Below are 18,336 nucleotides of genomic sequence, written 5' to 3'. Positions count from 1 at the left end.
ATACCGGGGGGCGGGAGACGGTAGACCTGAGGCGTGGCAGGTCACTCCGTACCCCTCTCGATCCTCGACCTCGCCCCGATCAGCGCGGGCGACGACGCCGCGACGGCGCTGCGCAACACCGTGGACCTCGCCCGGCACGCCGAGCGCTGGGGCTACAAGCGCTACTGGCTGGCCGAGCACCACTTCGTCGCCGTCGCCAGCTCGCAGCCCGCCGTGCTGATCGGGCAGATCGCCGCCGCGACCGAGCGGATCCGCGTCGGCGCCGCCGCGGTGCAACTTGGTCAGACGACGGCGGTCGCCGTGGCGGAGAGCTTCGGCATCCTCGACGCGTTTTTTCCGGGCCGTATCGACCTCGGCGTCGGCCGGTCCGGTCAACGCCGCAGGGAGGCGCTGGCGAAGGCCGGCCCCGCCCCCGCCCCGGCGCGGCAGGAGTGGCGGGAGATCGACGGCGTCGTGCTGCCACCGCCGTTCGACGTCAGCGCACTGATGCGCAACCCCCGGTTGCGGGCGCGGATGTCGGTGCTGACCCAGCCCGAGGCCGTGCCGCCCGACTTCGACGACCAGGTCGGTGACATCCTCGCGATGATCGGCGGTTGCTATCGTGCCGACGGCGTCGAGTCGCACGTCGTGCCCGGAGAGGGCGCCGCGTTGACGCCGTGGGTGTTCGGCAGCGGCAAGGGGCAGGGCGCGCAGGTCGCCGGGGCTCGCGGGCTGCCCTTCGTCGCGAGCTATCACATCACCCCGGCGACCGCACTCGATGCGATCAGTTTGTACCGCAACGCTTTTCAGCCGTCGGCAGCACTCGCCGAACCCTACGTGGTGGTGTCGGCCGACGTCGTCGTCGCCGACGACACCGCGACTGCGCGACACCTCGCGTCGAGCTACGGGCACTGGGTGCACTCCATCCGCGCCGGGGACGGTGCGGTGCCCTACCCGGATCCGGACACCGTCGATCCGCTGACACCGGAACAGGTCGAGGTCGTGAAAGACCGCACGGCAACGCAATTCGTCGGCGATCCCGACGAGGTCGCCCACCGGCTCGACGCCCTGCGCCGCGTCGCCGACGCCGACGAACTCGTCGTCACCTCGGTCACGCACCGGCACGCGGATCGGCTGCGGTCACACCAACTGCTCGCCGAGCGCTGGGGCACAACCGCCTGAGCGGGGGCGCTGCGGCGGATACGCTGGCGCCGTGACGCACGCGGAGGTGGGTTGGCTGCTGCTGGCCCTCGCCGTGCTGGTCTTCGTCGGCGGAATCGGGACGCGGGTGCTCATCGGGCGCAACCGCAAACGCGCCGCCGTCCGTCGCGTCGTCGGCGGTTTCCGGATGTCGCGGGTGGCGCGCTTCCTGTTCGGCGCTGTGGAACGCGACGCCATGCACGACGACGAACTGGACGGGATGTTCGTCATGCCGGCGATCATCATCGCCTGCGGGTTGTGCCTGACCGCGGTGTTCCTGCTGGGCTACGGCGTGCTCACCTGACGGCGGCCCGCTCCGAAGTCTTATCGAGCGGCCCGCTCGGCCGCCTCGCGGATGGGTCCGCGCCAGACCGGGCCGTGCCCTGGCAGCAGCACGTCGGTGTCGAGCATGCCGAGCGCGGACAGGCTGCGCTCACAGCCCGCCTGGTCGTGATTGAACAGGTCGGGCAGCAGCTGCGGGCCCGTGCGTGTCGACACGGGGTGGGCGGTGACCAGTGCGTCGCCGCTGACGAGCACGCCGTCGACGACGTAGGAGCAGTGCCCGCCGGTGTGGCCGGGTGACGGGATGGCCATGGGGCTGCCCGGCAGCGCCGCGGCCACCTCCTCGGTCAGCGCGTGAGCGGTCGGGATGCCGTCACGGACCAGCGCGCCCTTCACGCCGATCGTGGCCGACCACACGACGTACCGCGGCTGCCACATCTTCATGGCCAGGTCGAGCAGCGACACCTGCTCGAGGTACTCGCGGTGCGCGTGGCCGACCTCGGCCGCGTGACAGAAGACGGGCGTGCCATGGTTTTTCGCGAACCAGATGGCACTGCCGAAGTGGTCGACGTGGGCGTGGGTCAGCAGGAACGCGTGGATGTCGTCGATGTCGTAGCCGAGTTCCCGCACGGACGCGAGCACCTCGTCGCGCTGGCCGGGGAAGCCGGCGTCGATGACCAGGATCCCCGTGTCGTCGGTCACCAGGGTCCAGTTGACCAGTTCGGTGCGGGCGAAGTGGACGGTGTCGGTGATGGCTGTCAGCTCCGCCATGGGGGGAGTCTATCGACACGGGTGGAATACACCGGACGGCGCAGGAGTAGAAAAGAAACGTGGCTGAACTCAAACTCGGATACAAGGCGTCGGCTGAGCAGTTCGCGCCGCGTGAGCTCGTCGAACTGGCCGTCGAGGCGGAAGCCCACGGCATGGACAGCGCAACCGTGAGCGATCACTTCCAGCCGTGGCGGCACGAGGGCGGGCACGCGCCCTTCTCGCTGGCGTGGATGACCGCCGTCGGGGAGCGCACCAAGCGACTCGTGCTCGGCACGTCGGTGCTGACGCCGACGTTCCGCTACAACCCGGCGGTGATCGCGCAGGCCTTCGCCACCATGGGCTGCCTGTACCCCGACCGGATCTTCCTCGGCGTGGGTACCGGTGAGGCCCTCAACGAGATCGCCACCGGCTACGAGGGCGAGTGGCCCGAGTTCAAGGAGCGGTACGCCCGGCTGCGCGAATCCGTGCGGCTGATGCGCGAGCTGTGGCTCGGCGACCGCGTCGACTTCGAGGGTGACTACTACAAGACCAAGGGCGCCTCGATCTACGACGTGCCCGAGGGCGGCATCCCGATCTACATCGCCGCCGGCGGTCCGCAGGTGGCCAAGTACGCGGGCCGTGCCGGTGACGGCTTCATCTGCACCTCCGGCAAGGGCGAGGAGCTCTACAAGGAGAAGCTCATCCCGGCGATGCGGGAGGGCGCGGAGGCGGCCGGTAAGAACCCCGACGACGTCGACCGGATGATCGAGATCAAGATCTCCTACGACACCGACCCCGAGCTGGCGTTGGAGAACACCCGGTTCTGGGCCCCACTGTCGCTGACCGCGGAGCAGAAGCACTCCATCGACGACCCGATCGAGATGGAGAAGGCCGCCGACGAACTGCCCATCGAGCAGGTCGCGAAGCGCTGGATCGTCGCCTCGGATCCCGACGAGGCGGTCGCGAAGGTCAAGGACTACGTCGACTGGGGCCTGAACCACCTGGTGTTCCACGCCCCCGGCCACGATCAGCGGCGGTTCCTCGAGCTGTTCCAGCGCGACCTGGAGCCGCGGCTGCGCAAGCTGGGCTGATCGTCTAACGCGCGAGAGCCGTTGCGGCCCTGCGATGATGGGCCGCGATGAAGCCGCCCGACAATCACGTCCACACCAGGTGGTCCTGGGACACCGCGTCGTCGTCGACCATGGAGCTCGCCTGTGAGCGGGCCCGCGATCTCGGGTTGCCCGGCCTCGCGTTCACCGAACACGTCGACTTCACGGCGTGGGGCGACGGTGACGGCGGTGCCACCGCACCCGCCGACGTCGGGGCGCGCCCGCGGGTGACGCCGATGAACGTCCAGGGCTACCTTGCGGATCTCGCCCGGTGCCGTGAGCTGTACCCCGAGTTGCGCCTGCTGTCCGGGATCGAGGCCGGCGAGCCGCATCTGTTCGCGGGCAGCGTGGCCGCGGTGCTGGCGGCCGGGGAGTTCGAGCGCGTGCTCGGCAGCCTGCACGCCGTCGAACACCGGGGCGGGTTGGAGTACGTCGACTCGTCGCTGCTCGCCGACGTCGACCCGCACGACCTGATGCGCCGGTATCTGACGGACATGGTCGAGCTCGTCGCCGGTTCGTCGGTGTTCGACGTGCTGGCGCACTGCGACTACCCGCGTCGATACTGGCCGACGGATCGTGCCGGTGAGTACTCGGAGGCCGACTTCGAGGAGGAGTACCGGACGGTGTTCCGCGAGTTGGCCTCATCGGGGCGAGCGCTGGAGATCAAACACCAGGAGCCCGCTGGCATCGGCGGAGCTGATGCGCTGGTGGTGGCAGGAGGGCGGTGACGCGGTGTCGTTCGGCAGCGACGCGCACACGCCCTTCCGGATCGGCGCCAAGTTCGACATCGCGGTCGACGTGGTCGAAGCCGCCGGGTTCCGCCCTGGCCGCGACCGGCTGGACTTCTGGCGGCGGTGACTGCCGCGGACGTCCATGGCAGGCTGGGCAGCGTGCAACCGGTTGCCGCGTCCGCCAACTCCGCGATCTACGTAGCCTCCCCGGAGGGGGACACGGGCAAGTCCACCATCGCGCTCGGGATCCTGCACCGGCTCGCGGCGACCGTCGCGAAGGTCGGGGTGTTCCGGCCGATCACCCGGCTCGGCGAGGACCGCGACTACATCCTCGAGCTGCTGCTGGCTCACACCACGGCCGGCCTGGCCTACGAGGAGTGCGTCGGCGTCGGCTATCAGCAGCTGCACGACGACCCCGACAACGCGCTGGCCGAGATCGTCGACCGCTACCACCAGGTGGCCGAGCAGTGCGACGCCGTGCTGATCGTCGGCAGTGACTACACCGACGTGGCTTCGCCCAGCGAGCTGAGCGTCAACGCGCGCATCGCCGTGAACCTCGGCGCCCCGGTGGTGCTCGCCGTCCGCGCTGCGGGCCGTACCCCCGACGACGTCGCGCACGTCGTCGAGCTGTGCCTGGCCGAAATCGCCGGCCAGCACGCGCACACCGCAGCCGTCGTGGTGAACCGCTGTGCGCCGGATGAAATGGACGCGGTGTCGGAGGTACTGCGGCGCAGCGCCCCGGACGGGGTGAAGTGCTACGTGCTGCCGGAGGAACCGCTGCTGATCGCGCCGTCGGTGGCCGAACTGCAGCAGGCGGTGCACGGAACGGTCATCAGCGGCGACGAGGACCTGCTGACCCGCGAGGCGCTGGGCGTGCTGGTCGCGGGCATGACCGCAGAGCACGTCCTCGAGCGACTCACCGACGGCATGGCGGTCATCACGCCCGGTGATCGTTCCGATGTCGTGCTGGCGATGGCGAGTGCCCATGCGGCAGCGGGCTTTCCGTCGCTGTCCTGCCTGATTCTGAACGGCGGACTGGCCCTCCATCCCGCGATCGCCAAGCTGGTCGAGGGGCTGGGGTTGCGGCTGCCGATCGTCGCCACCGACCTGGGAACCTACGACACGGCGAAGGCCGTCGCGCTGAGTCGCGGCCGGGTGACCACCGGATCGTCGCGCAAGATCGACACCGCGCTGGAGCTGATGGAGACCTACGTGGATACGTCGGATCTGTTGGCGCAGCTGGCGATTCCGATTCCAACGGTCGTCACACCGCAGATGTTCACCTACCAGCTGCTGGACCGCGCCCGCGCGGACCGCAAGCGCATCGTGCTGCCCGAGGGCGACGACGACCGCATCCTGAAGGCGGCGGGTCGGCTTCTGCAGCGCTCGGTGGCGGAGCTGACGATCCTGGGTGACGAGCCCTCCGTGCGGGCCCGCGCCGCCGAACTCGGCGTCGACCTGTCGGACGCGAAGGTGATCAACCCGCAGACCAGCGAGCTGTGCGATCAGTTCGCGGCGCAGTACGCCGAGCTGCGCAAGCACAAGGGCGTGACGGTCGAGCAGGCCCGCGAAACCATTCACGACGTGTCGTACTTCGGCACGATGCTGGTGCACAACGACATGGTCGACGGCATGGTCTCCGGTGCACGGCACACCACCGCCCACACGGTTCGGCCCGCCTTCGAGATCATCAAGACGCTCCCGGACGTGTCGACGGTGTCGAGCATCTTCCTGATGTGCCTCGCCGACGAGGTGCTCGCCTACGGCGACTGCGCGATCGTGCCGGATCCGACGTCTGAGCAACTCGCCGACATCGCGATCTCGTCGGCCCGCACCGCCGCCCAGTTCGGGATCGAGCCGCGAGTGGCCATGCTGTCCTACTCGACGGGCACCTCGGGCACCGGCGCCGACGTCGACAAGGTCCGCGCCGCAACCGAACTCGTCCGGCAACGCGAACCGTCGCTGTTGGTCGAGGGCCCCATCCAGTACGACGCCGCCGTGGAGCCCTCGGTGGCGGCCACCAAGATGCCGGAGTCCGACGTGGCGGGGCACGCGACCGTGCTGATCTTCCCCGACCTCAACACCGGCAACAACACCTACAAGGCGGTGCAGCGCAGCGCGGGTGCGATCGCCATCGGCCCGGTGCTGCAGGGCCTGAAGAAGCCGGTCAACGACCTGTCTCGCGGAGCACTGGTGGAGGACATCGTGAACACCGTGGCGATCACGGCGATCCAGGCGCAGGGCTCATGACCGTTCTCGTTCTGAACTGCGGATCGTCCTCGCTGAAGTACGCGGTGGTGGAGCCGGATTCGGGTCGGCAGCTGGCCGACGGCATCGTCGAGCGCATCGGTGACGACGGGGGCCCTGCGGACCACGAGGCCGCGCTGCGCCTCGCGTTCGACGCGTTGGCGGGGGCCGGCCACGATCTGGACGGGCTGGGGCTGGTCGCGGTCGGGCACCGCGTCGTGCACGGCGGGCCCGATCTCCACGAGCCGACGATCGTCGACGACGCGCTGCTGGAGAGGATCGAGCAGCTCTCACCGCTGGCGCCGTTGCACAATCCGCCTGCGCTGCTCGGCATTCGGGTGGCTCGCCGCGTGCTGCCCGACCTGCCGCATGTGGCGGTGTTCGATACGGCGTTCTTCCACGACCTGCCGCCCGACGCGGCCACCTACGCCATCGACCGGGAGATCGCTGCGCAGTGGCACATCCGCCGGTACGGGTTCCACGGCACGTCGCACGCGTTCGTCAGCAGGCAGGCCGCCGAGTTCCTGGAGGAGCCGCTCGAGTCGCTGAGTCAGATCGTTCTGCACCTCGGCAACGGGGCGTCGGCGTCGGCGATCGTCGGCGGCAGGCCGGTCGACACGACGATGGGCCTGACGCCGATGGAGGGGTTGGTGATGGGCACGCGGTCGGGTGACATCGACCCCGGCGTGATCATGTATTTGTGGCGCACGGCGGGAATGACCGTCGAGGACATCGAGACGCTGCTGAACAAGCGCTCCGGAGTATCGGGCCTGTGCGGCGAGATCGACTTCCGCGAGTTGCACAAGCGCATCGACGCCGGTGACGAGTCCGCCCTACTGGCCTACGACGTCTACATCCACCGGCTGCGCAAGTACATCGGCGCGTACCTCGCGCTGCTGGGGCGCACCGACGTCATCACGTTCACCGCGGGGGTGGGGGAGAACGACGCAGCGGTGCGACTCGATGCGCTCAGCGGGTTGGCTCCGCTGGGCATCGAGATCGACGAGCACCTCAACGAGAGCCCGGCCAGGGGACCACGGCGCATCTCGGCGGAGATGTCGCCGGTCACGGTGCTGGTGATCCCGACCGACGAGGAGCTCGCGATCGCGCGCGACTGCGTCCGGGTGATCTAGCGGCCCGCGAGTTCTTCGACTCTGCTGCGTTCGATCGCGGGATCACGACGCGGGTGTAGAACTCGCGATATCCCGACTAGTCGCGGATCCAGACGGCGACGAAGCTGATCGGAATGCCGGTGCGCACGGCGATGCACTCGCGCGCCGCGCTCTCGGCCTCGGCGCGGCGGACGACGTGAACCTCCGCGTCGAGCTCGGGAATCGAGACCGTCCAACCGGTGACATCACGGGCGATGGTCGCTTCGAACAGCTGGCCCGCCATCGGGCGCAACGTGCGGTGGCGGACGGGACGGGTGCGGGTGACGACGCTGGCGCGCATGAGGAGCTTTCACGGTCGAGGAGACTTGGGCCGTCGGCAAAAATACTGCGCTTGGGACGGTAATACCAAATCCGGTTGACAGGTGTGCTTTGACCTAAAAGGTGCTCATCGGGCGGACGCTGTTGGCCAGGTCGACCAGGGCGTAGCGGTGCGCCTGGGTCGGTGCCACCCGCGCGAGCCCGCGCAGTGACGACTCAACGCCCAGCCGCAACCCGTGCTCGGTGAAGGGGAAGCCGAGAATGTGGTTGGTGCTGGCGGTGTTGTCGGCCAGCCAGTCCATCGCGGTGCCCAGGACGAGCGCCCTGATCTGCAGCACGCGCGGCTCGGTGTCGGGCAGCGCTTCGACGCGGTGGGCGGCGTCGCGGATCTGCTGTTCGGTGACCTCGCCGCCGCTTCGGCCCGACAGCAGTGTCACCGCGCTGGTGAGCCGGGCGGTGGTGAAGTGCCGCGACGTGGCCGGCACCTGGTCGAGGGTCTTGACCGCCGCTTCGCGCTGTCCGTCGGCGGACTGCGCACGCGCCAGGCCGAAGCCGGCGGAGATCACGCCGTTGTCGGTGTTCCACACGGTCTTGTAGAACGTGCTCTCGTCGGCGGTGCCGCACAGTTCGGCCGTCGCGGCGAGGGCCAGCTTGGGCGCCAGCTCGCCGGGCACCGTGTCGAGCACCTCGGTGAAGTGCTTCGTCGCCGACTCGTAGTCGGCGGACAGCAGGTCGGCGACCGCCTTGAACCACAGCAGCCGCCAGCGCCACCCGACCCGATCGGCGAGGTCGTCGAGCTTGCGGTTCGCCTTCGCCACGTCGCCGAGGTCGAGCAGCGCCCGGACCTCCATCAGCGGTAGCTCGACGGACTCCGACAGGTCGATGCCGTCCGAGTCCAGGGCGCCGTGGCGAGCGGCTCGCAGCGAGTCCAACGTCTGCACGGGTTGGCTCAGCACGTTCGCCGAGATCACGGCGGCGCCGACGTCAGCGGGATCCACCAGCGGCACCTGCAGCGCCTTCACGATCTCCTGCGCCGTGAGCTTCTCGCTGTGCACCTGACCGTCGAGGTAGACGTCGGTGTGCGCGACCAGCAGGTCGACGCCGAACGTCGAACGCGACGGGCTGAACACCGTCGACAGGCCGGGGCGGGGCACACCGGTGTCCTTGGCGACGACCTCGCGCAGTACACCCAGCAGCTGGCCCGCCATCTCGTCGGCACTGGCGAAGCGGCGGCGCGGATCGGGGTCGATGGCGCGCCGCAGTAGCCTGGCGAACGAATCGTATTGCGCCAGAAGCGGATCCTCTTCCGGGAGCCCGTCGACGTACCTGCCGTTCTTGGTCCGCAGGTTCAGGGTGAGGGCGGCGAGCGTGCGGCCGACGGTGTAGACGTCTGTGGCCACGGTGGGGCCGGTCTTGACGATCTCGGGCGCCTGGTAACCGGGTGTGCCGTACAGGTAGCCGAAAGAGTTGATCCGCGACACGGCGCCGAGGTCGATGAGCTTCAGCTGCTCCTCGGTCAGCATGATGTTCTCGGGCTTGAGGTCGTTGTACACCAGCCCGACCGAGTGCAGATAGCCGAGCGCGGGCAGGATCTCGAGCATGTAGGCGATCGCCTGGGCCACCGGAAGCTTGTCACCCTTGGCCTGTTTCAGCGACGTACCGCCGACGTACTCCATCACGATGTAGCCGACGGGCTCACCGTGCTTGTCGTCGTGCTCGACGAAGTTGAAGATCTTCACGATCACCGGGTGGGTGACCTCGGCCAGGAACTGGCGTTCGGCCATCGCGATGGCCTGCGCCTCGGCGTCGCCGGAGTGCACCAGTCCCTTGAGCACCACCGGCCGGTCGTTGACGTTCTTGTCGAACGCCAGGTAGATCCAGCCGAGGCCGCCGTGTGCGATGCAGCCCTTGATCTCGTACTGCTCGGCCACCATGTCGCCGGGACTCAGCTGTGGCAGGAAGGAGTAGGCGCTGCCGCAGTGCGGGCACCAGCCCTCGGACTGCGCCGCACCGTCCGATGTCGACCGGCCGACCGGTTTGCCGCAGTTCCAGCAGAACCGCTTGGCTTCGGCGACAACCGGATTCGTCATCAACGCGTCGAGCGGATCGCGCGCAGGCACTCGGGGGACCTCGACGAGTCCCCCGCCGAGCCGTCGGATCCGGCGCACGGTCCGCATCGGGGGAGTGAGGTGTTCGGTGGGTTCGGTCTCCGCGGTCGGCACCGAAACGCCCTCGGAGTCGTCGAAATCCGGCCGGAACACGGCCTGGGTGGCCATCGGTCGCATCGTGGCCAGCGAGTCGTACGTCATGGCCTCCGCGGGCTGGGTGCCGGGCGGCTCGTCGTCGGCCTCTGCACGCTGTTCCGCCGTCATGCCGAGTACCTCGGGACGGGCGGTGACGGCGCCGGGCCCAGCACCGTCAACCACTTGCGGTACAACGTGTTCCACGTGCCGTCATTGCGGATGCGCTCCAGCGTGCCGTTCACGAAACGGGTCAATCCGGTGTTCTCCAGATTGATGCCGATCCCGTAGAGCTCCTCGTTCATGCTCGGCCCGACGATGTGCAGATACGGGTCCTGGGCGACGAGGCCGGCGAGGATCGTGTCGTCGGTACTGACGGCGTCGACCTGGCGCTGCTGCAGTGCGACAAGGCAATCCGCCCACGTGATCACCTCGACGACGTCGGCGGGCGGGGCGATCTGCTGAATGCGGCTCAGCGACGTGGTGCCCTTCACCGCGCACACCCGCTTGCCCGGGAGATCGGCGGCCGTGGCGATCGGGGTGTCGCGCGCCGTCATGATCCGCTGGTTGGCCGTCAGGTATCCGGTCGAGAAGTTCACCAACTCGCGCCGCTCGCACGTGATGCTCATGGTCTTCACCACGATGTCGACCTGATTGTTCTGCAGCGCGGTGATGCGATCGTTGGAGGTGAGGATGCGGTACTCCACCTGAGAGGGCGTGCCGAAGATGTCGCGCGCCACCTCGCCGGCGATGTCGACGTCGAAACCGGTGATCTCGCCGGTGATCGGGTCGCGGAAGCTGAACAGGTTGCTGCCGATGTCGAGTCCCACGATGAGACGTCCCCGCGTGCGGATGTTCTCGACGGCCTCGTCGGCCATGGCCCTGGTGGGGAAGGGGCGCAGACTCGCCGTGCACCCCTCGTTGTCGGGTGGCGGTGGTCCGGGCGGAGCGGGCGGCAGCTGCTCCATTCCGGCGGGTGTCGGCGGCGCGAGCGTCACGCCCGGCACCGAGTCGATCGGAGCGACCTGAGTGCAGCCGGCCAGCACCGTCACGGCGGCGAGCCATCCGATGGTCCTACATGTTGAGCGCATCACCATCATCTGTACTCGCTCAACCGGGGCCACAGCCCCAACGTCACGGCGATGGCCGCGATCACGCTCAGTGCGGCGGCGCCGACGGTGGCGCCCGACAGCACCGTGCGGGCGCTGACTATGTCGTTGCGCAACTGCTGCCGACTCTCCTCGATGCCCTTCGACAGCGCGGCGTCGAGCTTCTCGAACGCCGGCGTGGAGTCGTCCTCGCCGGTGCCGAGCGCGACCTGGGTGGCCTTCTGGTAGTCACCGACCGCGATGTAGGCGTTGATGCGGTCGTCGGCGGCCCGCCAGCGTCGCAACAGCTGTTCGGCGTCGGCCAGGTCGGCCTTGTCGATCGCGTCCTCGCGGCCGAGGTAGTCCGACAGCTGCTGCTGCATGACGTCGATGCGCTGGTAGTACGACTGCTTGCGCGCGCCCTCGTCGCCCCGCCGGATCAGCGACAGCGTCTCGTCGGCGCGCGCCTGCTGCGCGGTGATCGCCATTGAGGTGATGGTCTTGAGCGACTCGGCCGCGGTGCTCTTGGCGCTGCGGCTCGCCGAGGTCGAGATCACCAGGGCCGTGCCGACCCACAGGATCATGATCAGCACCGCCATGCCGCCCGCGACGAAGCCGATGTTCACCCGGCGCCGGGTGCGACGCGCCAGCCACCGGTTGGCGAATGCGCCGAACAGCAGCGTCGCCAGCACCACCAGGATCACCGGTGCCGGGATGCGCGTCGACGCCGTGGTCTCGACGTCGACCTGCTTCGACGTCTCCTCGTACAGCCGCTGCGCGTCGGGCAGGATCTCCGTCTGCATGAGCCCAGACGCCTCCGACAGATACGACGAGCCGACCGGATTCCCCGCCCGGTTGTTCGTACGCGCCGTCTCGACCAGGCCGGTGTACACCGCGAGTTGGCCGTTGATCTCGCCGAGCAGGTGGATCATCTCCGGGTCGGTGAGCCCGCTCGAGGCCAGCGTGACGGAGACCGCGGCGTCGGTGATCGCCTGCTCGTAGCGCTGCCGCACCGGCCGCGGCTCGGTGCCCGCGATGAACGCCGTCGCCGCCGCGGCGTCCGCGACGGACAGCGTCGTGTAGAGCCGGCCGGCCGCCGACGCCAGGGGTTCGGTGTGCTCGAGCACGGTGGTGAGCGCCTGCTGGCGGTTGTTGATGGTGGTCGACGTCGCGAACGCGCATGCGATCACCAGCGCCGACAGCACGACGCCGATGGTCAGGATCCGACCGGGCGTGGTCCAGAGGAACCACCAGCGAGGGTGCGCGGGACTGGTCGGCGACCGCGACGCCATCGGCTCGGTCGAAGGGTGCGCCAACTCCACAGTCACCTGTGCGCGGACCTCATCTTCCCGTCTCCTCCACCTTGTATGAAGAAAGTCTAAGAGCAGATTGCTGGAAAGGGCTGCTTATCGGGAAGCGCGATGTCGCGCAGTCGCGAGCGGCGCCCGTTCCCTATCCTGAACAACGTGCGCGGGGACGGTGATGGATGGGTGTTTTCCGAAGACGGCGGCCACTTCTGGGGCGTCTACGGTGCGGCGGGTCTGCTGCTGCGCGCACCGCTCGCCGACGGAACGCCGGCGGTGCTGCTTCAGCACCGCGCGCCGTGGAGCCATCAGGGTGGCACGTGGGGCCTGCCCGGCGGGGCGAGGGACAGTCACGAGACCGTCGAGGAGGCCGCCGTGCGCGAGGCGCACGAGGAGGCGGGCCTGGCCGCCGACATGATGACCGTGCGCACCACCGTCGTCACCGCGACCGCGTCGGGCGGTGAGTGGACCTACACGACCGTGATCGCCGACGCGGCCGAGATGCTCGCCACCGTGCCCAACCGGGAGAGCTCCGAGCTGCGCTGGGTGGCCGTCGACGAGGTGGCCGCGCTGCCCCTGCACCCCGGCTTCGCGGCCAGCTGGGACGCGTTGCGCGCGGTGCTCCAGGGCGACCAACAGCACTAACCCAGCGCCGCCACCAGTGCCCGCGCCGCGGCGGCGGGATCGTCCGCGCCGGTGATCGCGCGGACCACCACGATGCGCGTCGCGCCCGCGGCCACCACCTCGGGAACGCGCTCCAGGTCGATGCCCCCGATCGCGAACCACGGAACGGCCGGGGCGCTCGCTGCGGCGGCCCGCACCAGATCGAGGCCGGGTGCGGTTCGGCCCGGCTTCGTCGGGGTGGGCCAGCACGGGCCGACGCAGAAGTACTCGACGTCCTCGGCGCCGGCCGCGGCGGCCTGGGTCTCGTCGTGCGTCGAGCGTCCGATCAGCACATCGGGTCCGACGATGTCGCGCGCGACGGCCAGCGGCAGATCGTCCTGACCGAGGTGCAGGACGTCGGCGCCCGCCGCTTTCGCGACGTCGGCCCTGTCGTTGACGGCCAGCAGCGCGCCGTGCCGCCGCGCCGCGTCGGCGAGCACCTCGAGCGCGGCCAGTTCCGTGCGCGCCTCCAGGGCGCCGAAGCGCTGCTCGCCGACGGAGCCCTTGTCGCGCAGTTGCACGATGTCGACACCGCCCGATAGCGCGGCGTCGGCGAACTCGGCCAGATCACCGCGTTCCCGGCGGGCGTCGGTGCAGAGGTAGAGCCGGGCGTCTGCGAGGCGATCGCGGGGATGCTGCACAACGCGAAGGCTAGCGATCGGCGGGTACGCTGGCTCACGCGACACGGGAGTCCCGAGGACCGGGGACTGAGAGTGGGCTGCGCCGCCCTTACCGTCACACCTGATCCGGGTCATGCCGGCGAAGGAAGGAGAACATGAAGTCGGGTTCGTTGGCCGTCATCGGCGGTGGTGTCATCGGGTTGTCGGTGGCACGGCGCGCCGCGCTCGACGGCTGGTCGGTGCGGGTGCACCGGACCGAGGACCGCGGCGCCTCCTGGGTGGCAGGCGGCATGCTCGCGCCCCACAGCGAGGGCTGGCCCGGCGAGGAGCACCTGCTGCGGATCGGGCTGGAGTCGTTGCGGCTCTGGCGTGAGGGCTTTCTGGACGGCCTGCCACCCGAGGTGGTGACGGCACGGGAGTCACTGGTGGTCGCCGTCGACCGCGCCGACGCCGAGGACCTCAGAACCGTGGCGACGTGGCTCGCCGCGCAGGGCCACCCCGTCGAACCCACCACCGCCGCCCGCGACCTCGAACCGCTGCTGGCCCGTGGCATCCGGCACGGTTTCCGCGCGGAAACCGAACTGGCCGTCGACAATCGGGCTCTGGTGGCCGCGCTTGCCGAGCAGTGCGAGGCGCTCGGCGTGGTCTGGGCACCGCCCGTCGATTCGGTCGACGAGACACGCGACGCCGATGTCACCGTGCTCGCCAACGGCATCGACGCACCCGCGCTGTGGCCCGGACTGCCGATCCGGCCCGTCAAGGGCGAGGTGTTGCGGTTGCGGTGGCGACGCGGCTGTATGCCGGTGCCGCAGCGGGTGATCCGAGCCCGCGTGCACGGTAGGCAGGTGTACCTGGTGCCGCGCCCCGACGGCGTGGTGGTCGGCGCAACGCAGTACGAGCACGGCCGCGACACCGCACCGTCGGTGTCGGGCGTGCGGGATCTGCTCGACGACGCGTGTGAGGTCGCGCCCGCCCTCGGGGAGTACGAACTCGCCGAGTGCGCGGCGGGCCTGCGTCCGATGACTCCGGACAACGTGCCCCTCGTCGGTAGGCTCGACGAGCGCACACTGGTGGCGGTGGGTCACGGCCGGTCGGGCTTCCTGCTCGCGCCGTGGACCGCGGAGCGCATCGCGGCGGAGTTGAAGGTGGGAGTGCTCGCGTGAAGGTCATCGTCAACGGCGAGACGGTCGAGCTCGCCGAGCACACGACCGTGGCGGGACTGCTTGATGCACAGGGTTTTCCGGAGAAGGGCATCGCGGTCGCGGTCGACTGGTCGGTGCTGCCGCGCTCGGAGTGGGAGCTGCCGCTGAGTGACGGGGCCAGGGTCGAGGTCGTGACGGCGGTGCAGGGTGGCTAGACCGGCGGGCAGGAGCGAAGCGACCGGGGAATTCGCCGAGCACGCGTTGACGATCGCCGGCCGCGCGTTCGGCTCGCGACTCATCATGGGCACCGGCGGCGCGGCCAACCTGGCGGTGCTCGAAGCGGCCCTCGTCGCATCGGGCACCGAACTGACCACCGTCGCCATGCGCCGGGTCGACGCCGACGGCGGCACGGGGGTGCTGGATCTGCTGAACCGCCTGGGCATCACGCCGCTGCCGAACACCGCGGGCTGCCGCGGTGCCGCCGAGGCGGTGCTGACCGCGCGGTTGGCGCGTGAAGCGCTCGGCACGGAGTGGGTCAAGCTCGAGGTGATCGCCGACGAGCGCACGCTACTGCCAGACGCGATCGAATTGGTCAGGGCGGCAGAACGACTGGTCGACGACGGTTTCGTCGTGCTGCCCTACACCAACGACGACCCGGTCCTCGCCCGCAGACTCGAGGACATCGGCTGTGCGGCGGTGATGCCGCTCGGTTCGCCGATCGGCACCGGCCTCGGCATCGCCAACCCGCACAACATCGAGCTGATCGTGGAGCGCGCGGGCGTGCCGGTCATCCTCGACGCCGGTATCGGCACCGCCAGCGATGCGACGCTCGCGATGGAGCTGGGGTGCGACGCCGTGCTGTTGGCCACCGCGGTGACCAGGGCCGCCGACCCGCCGATGATGGCCGCGGCGATGGCGGCTGCGGTCACCGCGGGCCACCTGGCGCGGCGGGCGGGCCGCATCCCCAAGAGATTCTGGGCCCAGGCGTCCAGCCCGACCAGCCCGTGACGGCGGGCAGGCGCTACGTCGCGCTCGGTTCCTCGATGGCGGCAGGACCGGGAATCCGACCCGAGGCCGACGGCGCGCCCCGCGGCTCCGGGCGATCAGCCCGCAACTACCCGCACCTGGTGGCAGAGCGGTGCGGCTACGACCTCGTCGACGTCACGTTCTCGGGTGCGACGACGGCGCACGTGCTCGCCGACTCGCAGCGCGGCGCACCCCCGCAGATCGCCGCTCTCGACGGCTCGGAGACCCTCGTCACGATCACGATCGGCGGGAACGACGTGAGATACGTCCCGCTGCTGTTCGCGGCGAGCCTGCCTCGAGTGCTGCGGTCGGTGCCCGTCCTCGGCAGGACCGTGCGAGACCTGCTCGACCCCGGAGCCAGGGACGCTGCGCTGGGCGTCGTCGCGGAGTCGCTGCGGACGGTCGGGCGCGAGATACGCCGCCGCGCACCGGAAGCCAGGGTGCTGTTCGTCGACTACTTGACGCTACTGCCGCCGCCCGGCACACCTGCGGCACCGCTGTCCGACGCCGACGCCGATCTCGGCAGACACGTCGCCGCGACGCTGGCACGGCATACCTCCGAGGCCGCCGCGGAGACGGGATGCGAGCTGGTGAGCGTGGACGCCGCGAGCGGTGACCACCACGCCTGGTCGGCCGACCCTTGGACCACGCGGCCGGGGCTGCCGTGGCCGGGCCGGGTCGCGCCGCTGCACCCCAACGCGGCGGGGATGGCCGCCGTCGCCGACCTGGTGGTCGCTAAGGTGAGCGGCGACTCGTGATCATCGAATTATCCGGCTTGACCAAGACTTTCGGCCGCATCCGTGCGGTCGATGATTTGAGCTGCACGATCGAGCCGGGTGTGGTGACCGGGTTCCTGGGTCCCAACGGTGCGGGCAAGACGACCACGATGCGGATGATTCTGGGATTGGACCGTCCGACGTCGGGCACCGCGACGATCGGCGGCCGCGTCTACCGCGAACTCGACGAGCCGCTGCGTACCGTCGGCGCGCTGCTCGACGCCAAGCAGGTCCACCCGAACAGGTCGGCGCGCGACCATCTGCGATGGCTGGCGGCCACCAACCGGATTCCCGTCACCCGCGTCGACGAGGTGCTCGACATCGTCGGGCTCGCGTCCGCCGCCGATAGGAACGCGGGCACGCTGTCGCTCGGCATGAGCCAGCGGCTCGGAATCGCCGCGGCACTGCTCGGCGACCCACCGGTGCTGTTGTTCGACGAGCCGGTCAACGGCCTGGACCCCGAGGGCATCCGGTGGGTGCGCACCCTGATGCGCACGCTGGCGGCCGACGGCCGAACCGTGTTCGTGTCGAGTCACCTGCTGGCCGAGATGTCCAGCACCGCCGACCGGCTCGTCGTCATCGGCCGCGGCCGGTTGATCGCGTCGACGACGGTCGCCGACTTCGTCAGCCACTCCGGCGTCGACGCGGTGCGGGTGCGCAGCCCGCAGTTGGACACGCTGAGCAGGCTGCTGGTGGAAGCCGGCATCGAGGTGACTGCGGAGACGGACGGTTCCGGGGTGTCGGTCCGCGGTGCGGCGATCGAGGTCATCGGCGAGGTCGCGGCGCGGAACGGGATCGTGCTGCACGAGCTCAGCGTGCGGCACGCCTCGCTCGAGGACGCGTACATGCGGCTCACCGAGGCGGACGTCGAGTACCGCTCGGGAGGCCCATCGTGACGATGCTCGCAGTCCTCAACGCCGAACGGATCAAGCTGTCGACCATCCGGTCGCCCCTGTGGTCCGCATTGCTCGCCGCGGTGTTGAGCATCGGGGTCGCGGCGCTGCAGGGAGCGGCGGCCTACGGAACAGCGGGACTGGCTCCCGAACAGGTGAGCATCGGCGTGGCCGTATTCGGGGTCCCCATTCTCATGATCTTGTCCGCCATGGTCGTGACGGGGGAGTATCGAACCGGCATGATGCGGACGACGTTCGCTGCGACGCCGAACCGGACGATGGTGCTCGCGGTGAAGGCTGTTGTGGCGGCTGCGCTTTCGAGTGTGTACTCGGCGGCGCTCGTCCTCGCGGCGGTCGTCATGGCGCGGCTCACCTCCGAGCCGCTGCAAACGACGCGACTGTCGTTGACCGACTCAGGGGTGTGGCGGGTGGCGGGTGCGGTCGCACTCTACGCGGCACTTGCCGCGGTGCTCGGCGTATCCGTCGGTGCCCTGTTGCGTCACACCGCTGGCGCCGTTGCGCTGCTACTGCTGTGGCCGCTGGTGGTCGAACCGGTGGTCGGTAATCTGCCGAACTTCGGCACCGAGGTGGGCCCCTTCCTGCCGTTCGTCAACGCGTTCATCTACACCGATGTGCCCTGGTTGTTCCCCACGTACGTGATGCCGTGGGGGCCGGTGGGATCTCTGGTGTATTTCGCGGTGATCGTCGGGGCTGCCGCAGCAGCGGCGGTCATCGTGGTGAATCGTCGCGACGCCTGACGGGATCGGACCGCGATCCGGCGTTGCTGAGCTGGCTCTCAGGTGAGAATTCAGCAAAAACCTACTGTGGTGTAGGTCACATCTGGCTCGGGGCGGAG

The 18,336-nt window shown here is 69.7% G+C and carries 20 protein-coding genes and 1 riboswitch; of the genes, 14 read left to right on the top strand and 6 right to left on the bottom strand.

Features of this window, described 5'->3' with window-relative positions; genetic code table 11:
- Positions 1-33: 33 nt before the first annotated feature.
- Both NM203_RS07600 and NM203_RS07595 read left to right on the top strand, forming a co-directional pair.
- The gene (locus NM203_RS07600; RefSeq protein ID WP_255059221.1) at positions 34-1,161 is read left to right on the top strand and encodes an LLM class flavin-dependent oxidoreductase; all 1,128 of its coding nucleotides are present in this window, start codon (positions 34-36) and stop codon (positions 1,159-1,161) included.
- 31 nt (positions 1,162-1,192) lie between these two features.
- Positions 1,193-1,483, top strand: a complete 291-nt coding sequence (locus NM203_RS07595; RefSeq protein ID WP_255059220.1) for a hypothetical protein — start codon at positions 1,193-1,195, stop codon at positions 1,481-1,483.
- Positions 1,484-1,503: 20 nt separating this feature from the next.
- On the opposite strand, the gene NM203_RS07590 is transcribed toward NM203_RS07595, so the two are convergent.
- The gene (locus NM203_RS07590) at positions 1,504-2,232 is read right to left on the bottom strand and encodes an MBL fold metallo-hydrolase (protein ID WP_255059219.1); all 729 of its coding nucleotides are present in this window, start codon (positions 2,230-2,232) and stop codon (positions 1,504-1,506) included.
- Positions 2,233-2,291: 59 nt separating this feature from the next.
- Here NM203_RS07590 and fgd point away from each other — a divergent pair, with 59 nt between their 5' ends.
- Genes fgd through NM203_RS07565 form a run of 5 tightly spaced genes read left to right on the top strand, consistent with a single transcriptional unit; the run spans position 2,292 to position 7,431 of the window.
- Complete coding sequence (fgd, locus tag NM203_RS07585; protein ID WP_255059218.1) at positions 2,292-3,302, top strand: glucose-6-phosphate dehydrogenase (coenzyme-F420); 1,011 nt, start codon at positions 2,292-2,294, stop codon at positions 3,300-3,302.
- Between the two features lie 47 nt (positions 3,303-3,349).
- Positions 3,350-4,048, top strand: a complete 699-nt coding sequence (locus NM203_RS07580; protein ID WP_255059217.1) for a PHP domain-containing protein — start codon at positions 3,350-3,352, stop codon at positions 4,046-4,048.
- The gene (locus NM203_RS07575; RefSeq protein ID WP_255059216.1) at positions 4,020-4,178 is read left to right on the top strand and encodes a hypothetical protein; all 159 of its coding nucleotides are present in this window, start codon (positions 4,020-4,022) and stop codon (positions 4,176-4,178) included. The genes NM203_RS07580 and NM203_RS07575 overlap by 29 nt, the downstream gene beginning before the upstream one ends.
- 32 nt (positions 4,179-4,210) lie before the next feature.
- Positions 4,211-6,301, top strand: coding sequence for a phosphate acetyltransferase (pta, locus tag NM203_RS07570; RefSeq protein WP_255059215.1), 2,091 nt, complete (start codon positions 4,211-4,213; stop codon positions 6,299-6,301).
- On the top strand, positions 6,298-7,431 hold the full coding sequence (locus tag NM203_RS07565) for an acetate kinase (RefSeq protein ID WP_255059214.1): 1,134 nt from the start codon (positions 6,298-6,300) through the stop codon (positions 7,429-7,431). The genes pta and NM203_RS07565 overlap by 4 nt, the downstream gene beginning before the upstream one ends.
- 76 nt (positions 7,432-7,507) lie before the next feature.
- On the opposite strand, the gene NM203_RS07560 is transcribed toward NM203_RS07565, so the two are convergent.
- The 4 genes from NM203_RS07560 to glnX form a co-directional block, all read right to left on the bottom strand.
- Positions 7,508-7,750, bottom strand: coding sequence for a long chain fatty acid-CoA synthetase (locus NM203_RS07560; protein ID WP_255059213.1), 243 nt, complete (start codon positions 7,748-7,750; stop codon positions 7,508-7,510).
- A 94-nt stretch (positions 7,751-7,844) separates the two neighbouring features.
- Positions 7,845-10,100 carry a serine/threonine-protein kinase PknG gene (locus NM203_RS07555; RefSeq protein WP_255059212.1) on the bottom strand — a complete coding sequence of 752 codons (2,256 nt, stop codon included), beginning with the start codon at positions 10,098-10,100 and terminating at the stop codon, positions 7,845-7,847.
- A complete protein-coding gene (locus NM203_RS07550; protein ID WP_255059211.1) occupies positions 10,097-11,059 on the bottom strand; it encodes a glutamate ABC transporter substrate-binding protein in 963 nt (320 codons plus the stop codon). The genes NM203_RS07555 and NM203_RS07550 overlap by 4 nt, the downstream gene beginning before the upstream one ends.
- Before the next feature lie 5 nt (positions 11,060-11,064).
- On the bottom strand, positions 11,065-12,384 hold the full coding sequence (glnX, locus tag NM203_RS07545; RefSeq protein ID WP_255059210.1) for a protein kinase G-activating protein GlnX: 1,320 nt from the start codon (positions 12,382-12,384) through the stop codon (positions 11,065-11,067).
- Positions 12,385-12,522: 138 nt separating this feature from the next.
- Here glnX and NM203_RS07540 point away from each other — a divergent pair, with 138 nt between their 5' ends.
- Positions 12,523-13,005, top strand: a complete 483-nt coding sequence (locus NM203_RS07540; RefSeq protein ID WP_255059209.1) for an NUDIX hydrolase — start codon at positions 12,523-12,525, stop codon at positions 13,003-13,005.
- Here NM203_RS07540 and thiE read toward each other — a convergent pair.
- Complete coding sequence (gene thiE, locus NM203_RS07535; RefSeq protein ID WP_255059207.1) at positions 13,002-13,664, bottom strand: thiamine phosphate synthase; 663 nt, start codon at positions 13,662-13,664, stop codon at positions 13,002-13,004. The genes NM203_RS07540 and thiE overlap by 4 nt on opposite strands.
- A 33-nt stretch (positions 13,665-13,697) precedes the next feature.
- Positions 13,698-13,808, top strand: a riboswitch (TPP riboswitch).
- Between thiE and thiO the strand changes: the two genes are divergently transcribed.
- From thiO to NM203_RS07505, 6 genes are all read left to right on the top strand, one after another.
- A complete protein-coding gene (thiO, locus tag NM203_RS07530) occupies positions 13,799-14,806 on the top strand; it encodes a glycine oxidase ThiO (RefSeq protein ID WP_255059206.1) in 1,008 nt (335 codons plus the stop codon). (Overlaps the previous riboswitch by 10 nt.)
- Positions 14,803-15,000 (top strand): sulfur carrier protein ThiS, encoded by a 198-nt coding sequence (gene thiS / locus NM203_RS07525; RefSeq protein WP_255059205.1) that lies wholly within the window; start codon positions 14,803-14,805, stop codon positions 14,998-15,000. The genes thiO and thiS overlap by 4 nt, the downstream gene beginning before the upstream one ends.
- A 46-nt stretch (positions 15,001-15,046) precedes the next feature.
- Complete coding sequence (thiG, locus tag NM203_RS07520; protein WP_255059712.1) at positions 15,047-15,793, top strand: thiazole synthase; 747 nt, start codon at positions 15,047-15,049, stop codon at positions 15,791-15,793.
- Positions 15,790-16,569: an SGNH/GDSL hydrolase family protein gene (locus tag NM203_RS07515; protein WP_255059204.1), complete on the top strand. Its 780-nt coding sequence runs from the start codon at positions 15,790-15,792 to the stop codon at positions 16,567-16,569. The genes thiG and NM203_RS07515 overlap by 4 nt, the downstream gene beginning before the upstream one ends.
- Entirely contained in the window at positions 16,569-17,483 is a 915-nt protein-coding gene (locus tag NM203_RS07510) for an ABC transporter ATP-binding protein (RefSeq protein ID WP_255059711.1), read from the top strand. The genes NM203_RS07515 and NM203_RS07510 overlap by 1 nt, the downstream gene beginning before the upstream one ends.
- Positions 17,480-18,238, top strand: a complete 759-nt coding sequence (locus tag NM203_RS07505; protein ID WP_255059203.1) for an ABC transporter permease — start codon at positions 17,480-17,482, stop codon at positions 18,236-18,238. The genes NM203_RS07510 and NM203_RS07505 overlap by 4 nt, the downstream gene beginning before the upstream one ends.
- Positions 18,239-18,336: the final 98 nt, after the last annotated feature.

Origin of the sequence: Mycolicibacterium arenosum (genome assembly GCF_024320865.1) — a bacterium.
GTDB lineage: Bacteria > Actinomycetota > Actinomycetes > Mycobacteriales > Mycobacteriaceae > Mycobacterium > Mycobacterium arenosum.
The sequence above is the reverse complement of the archived record's forward strand: the minus strand, read 5'-3'. Positions and strand labels throughout refer to the sequence as shown.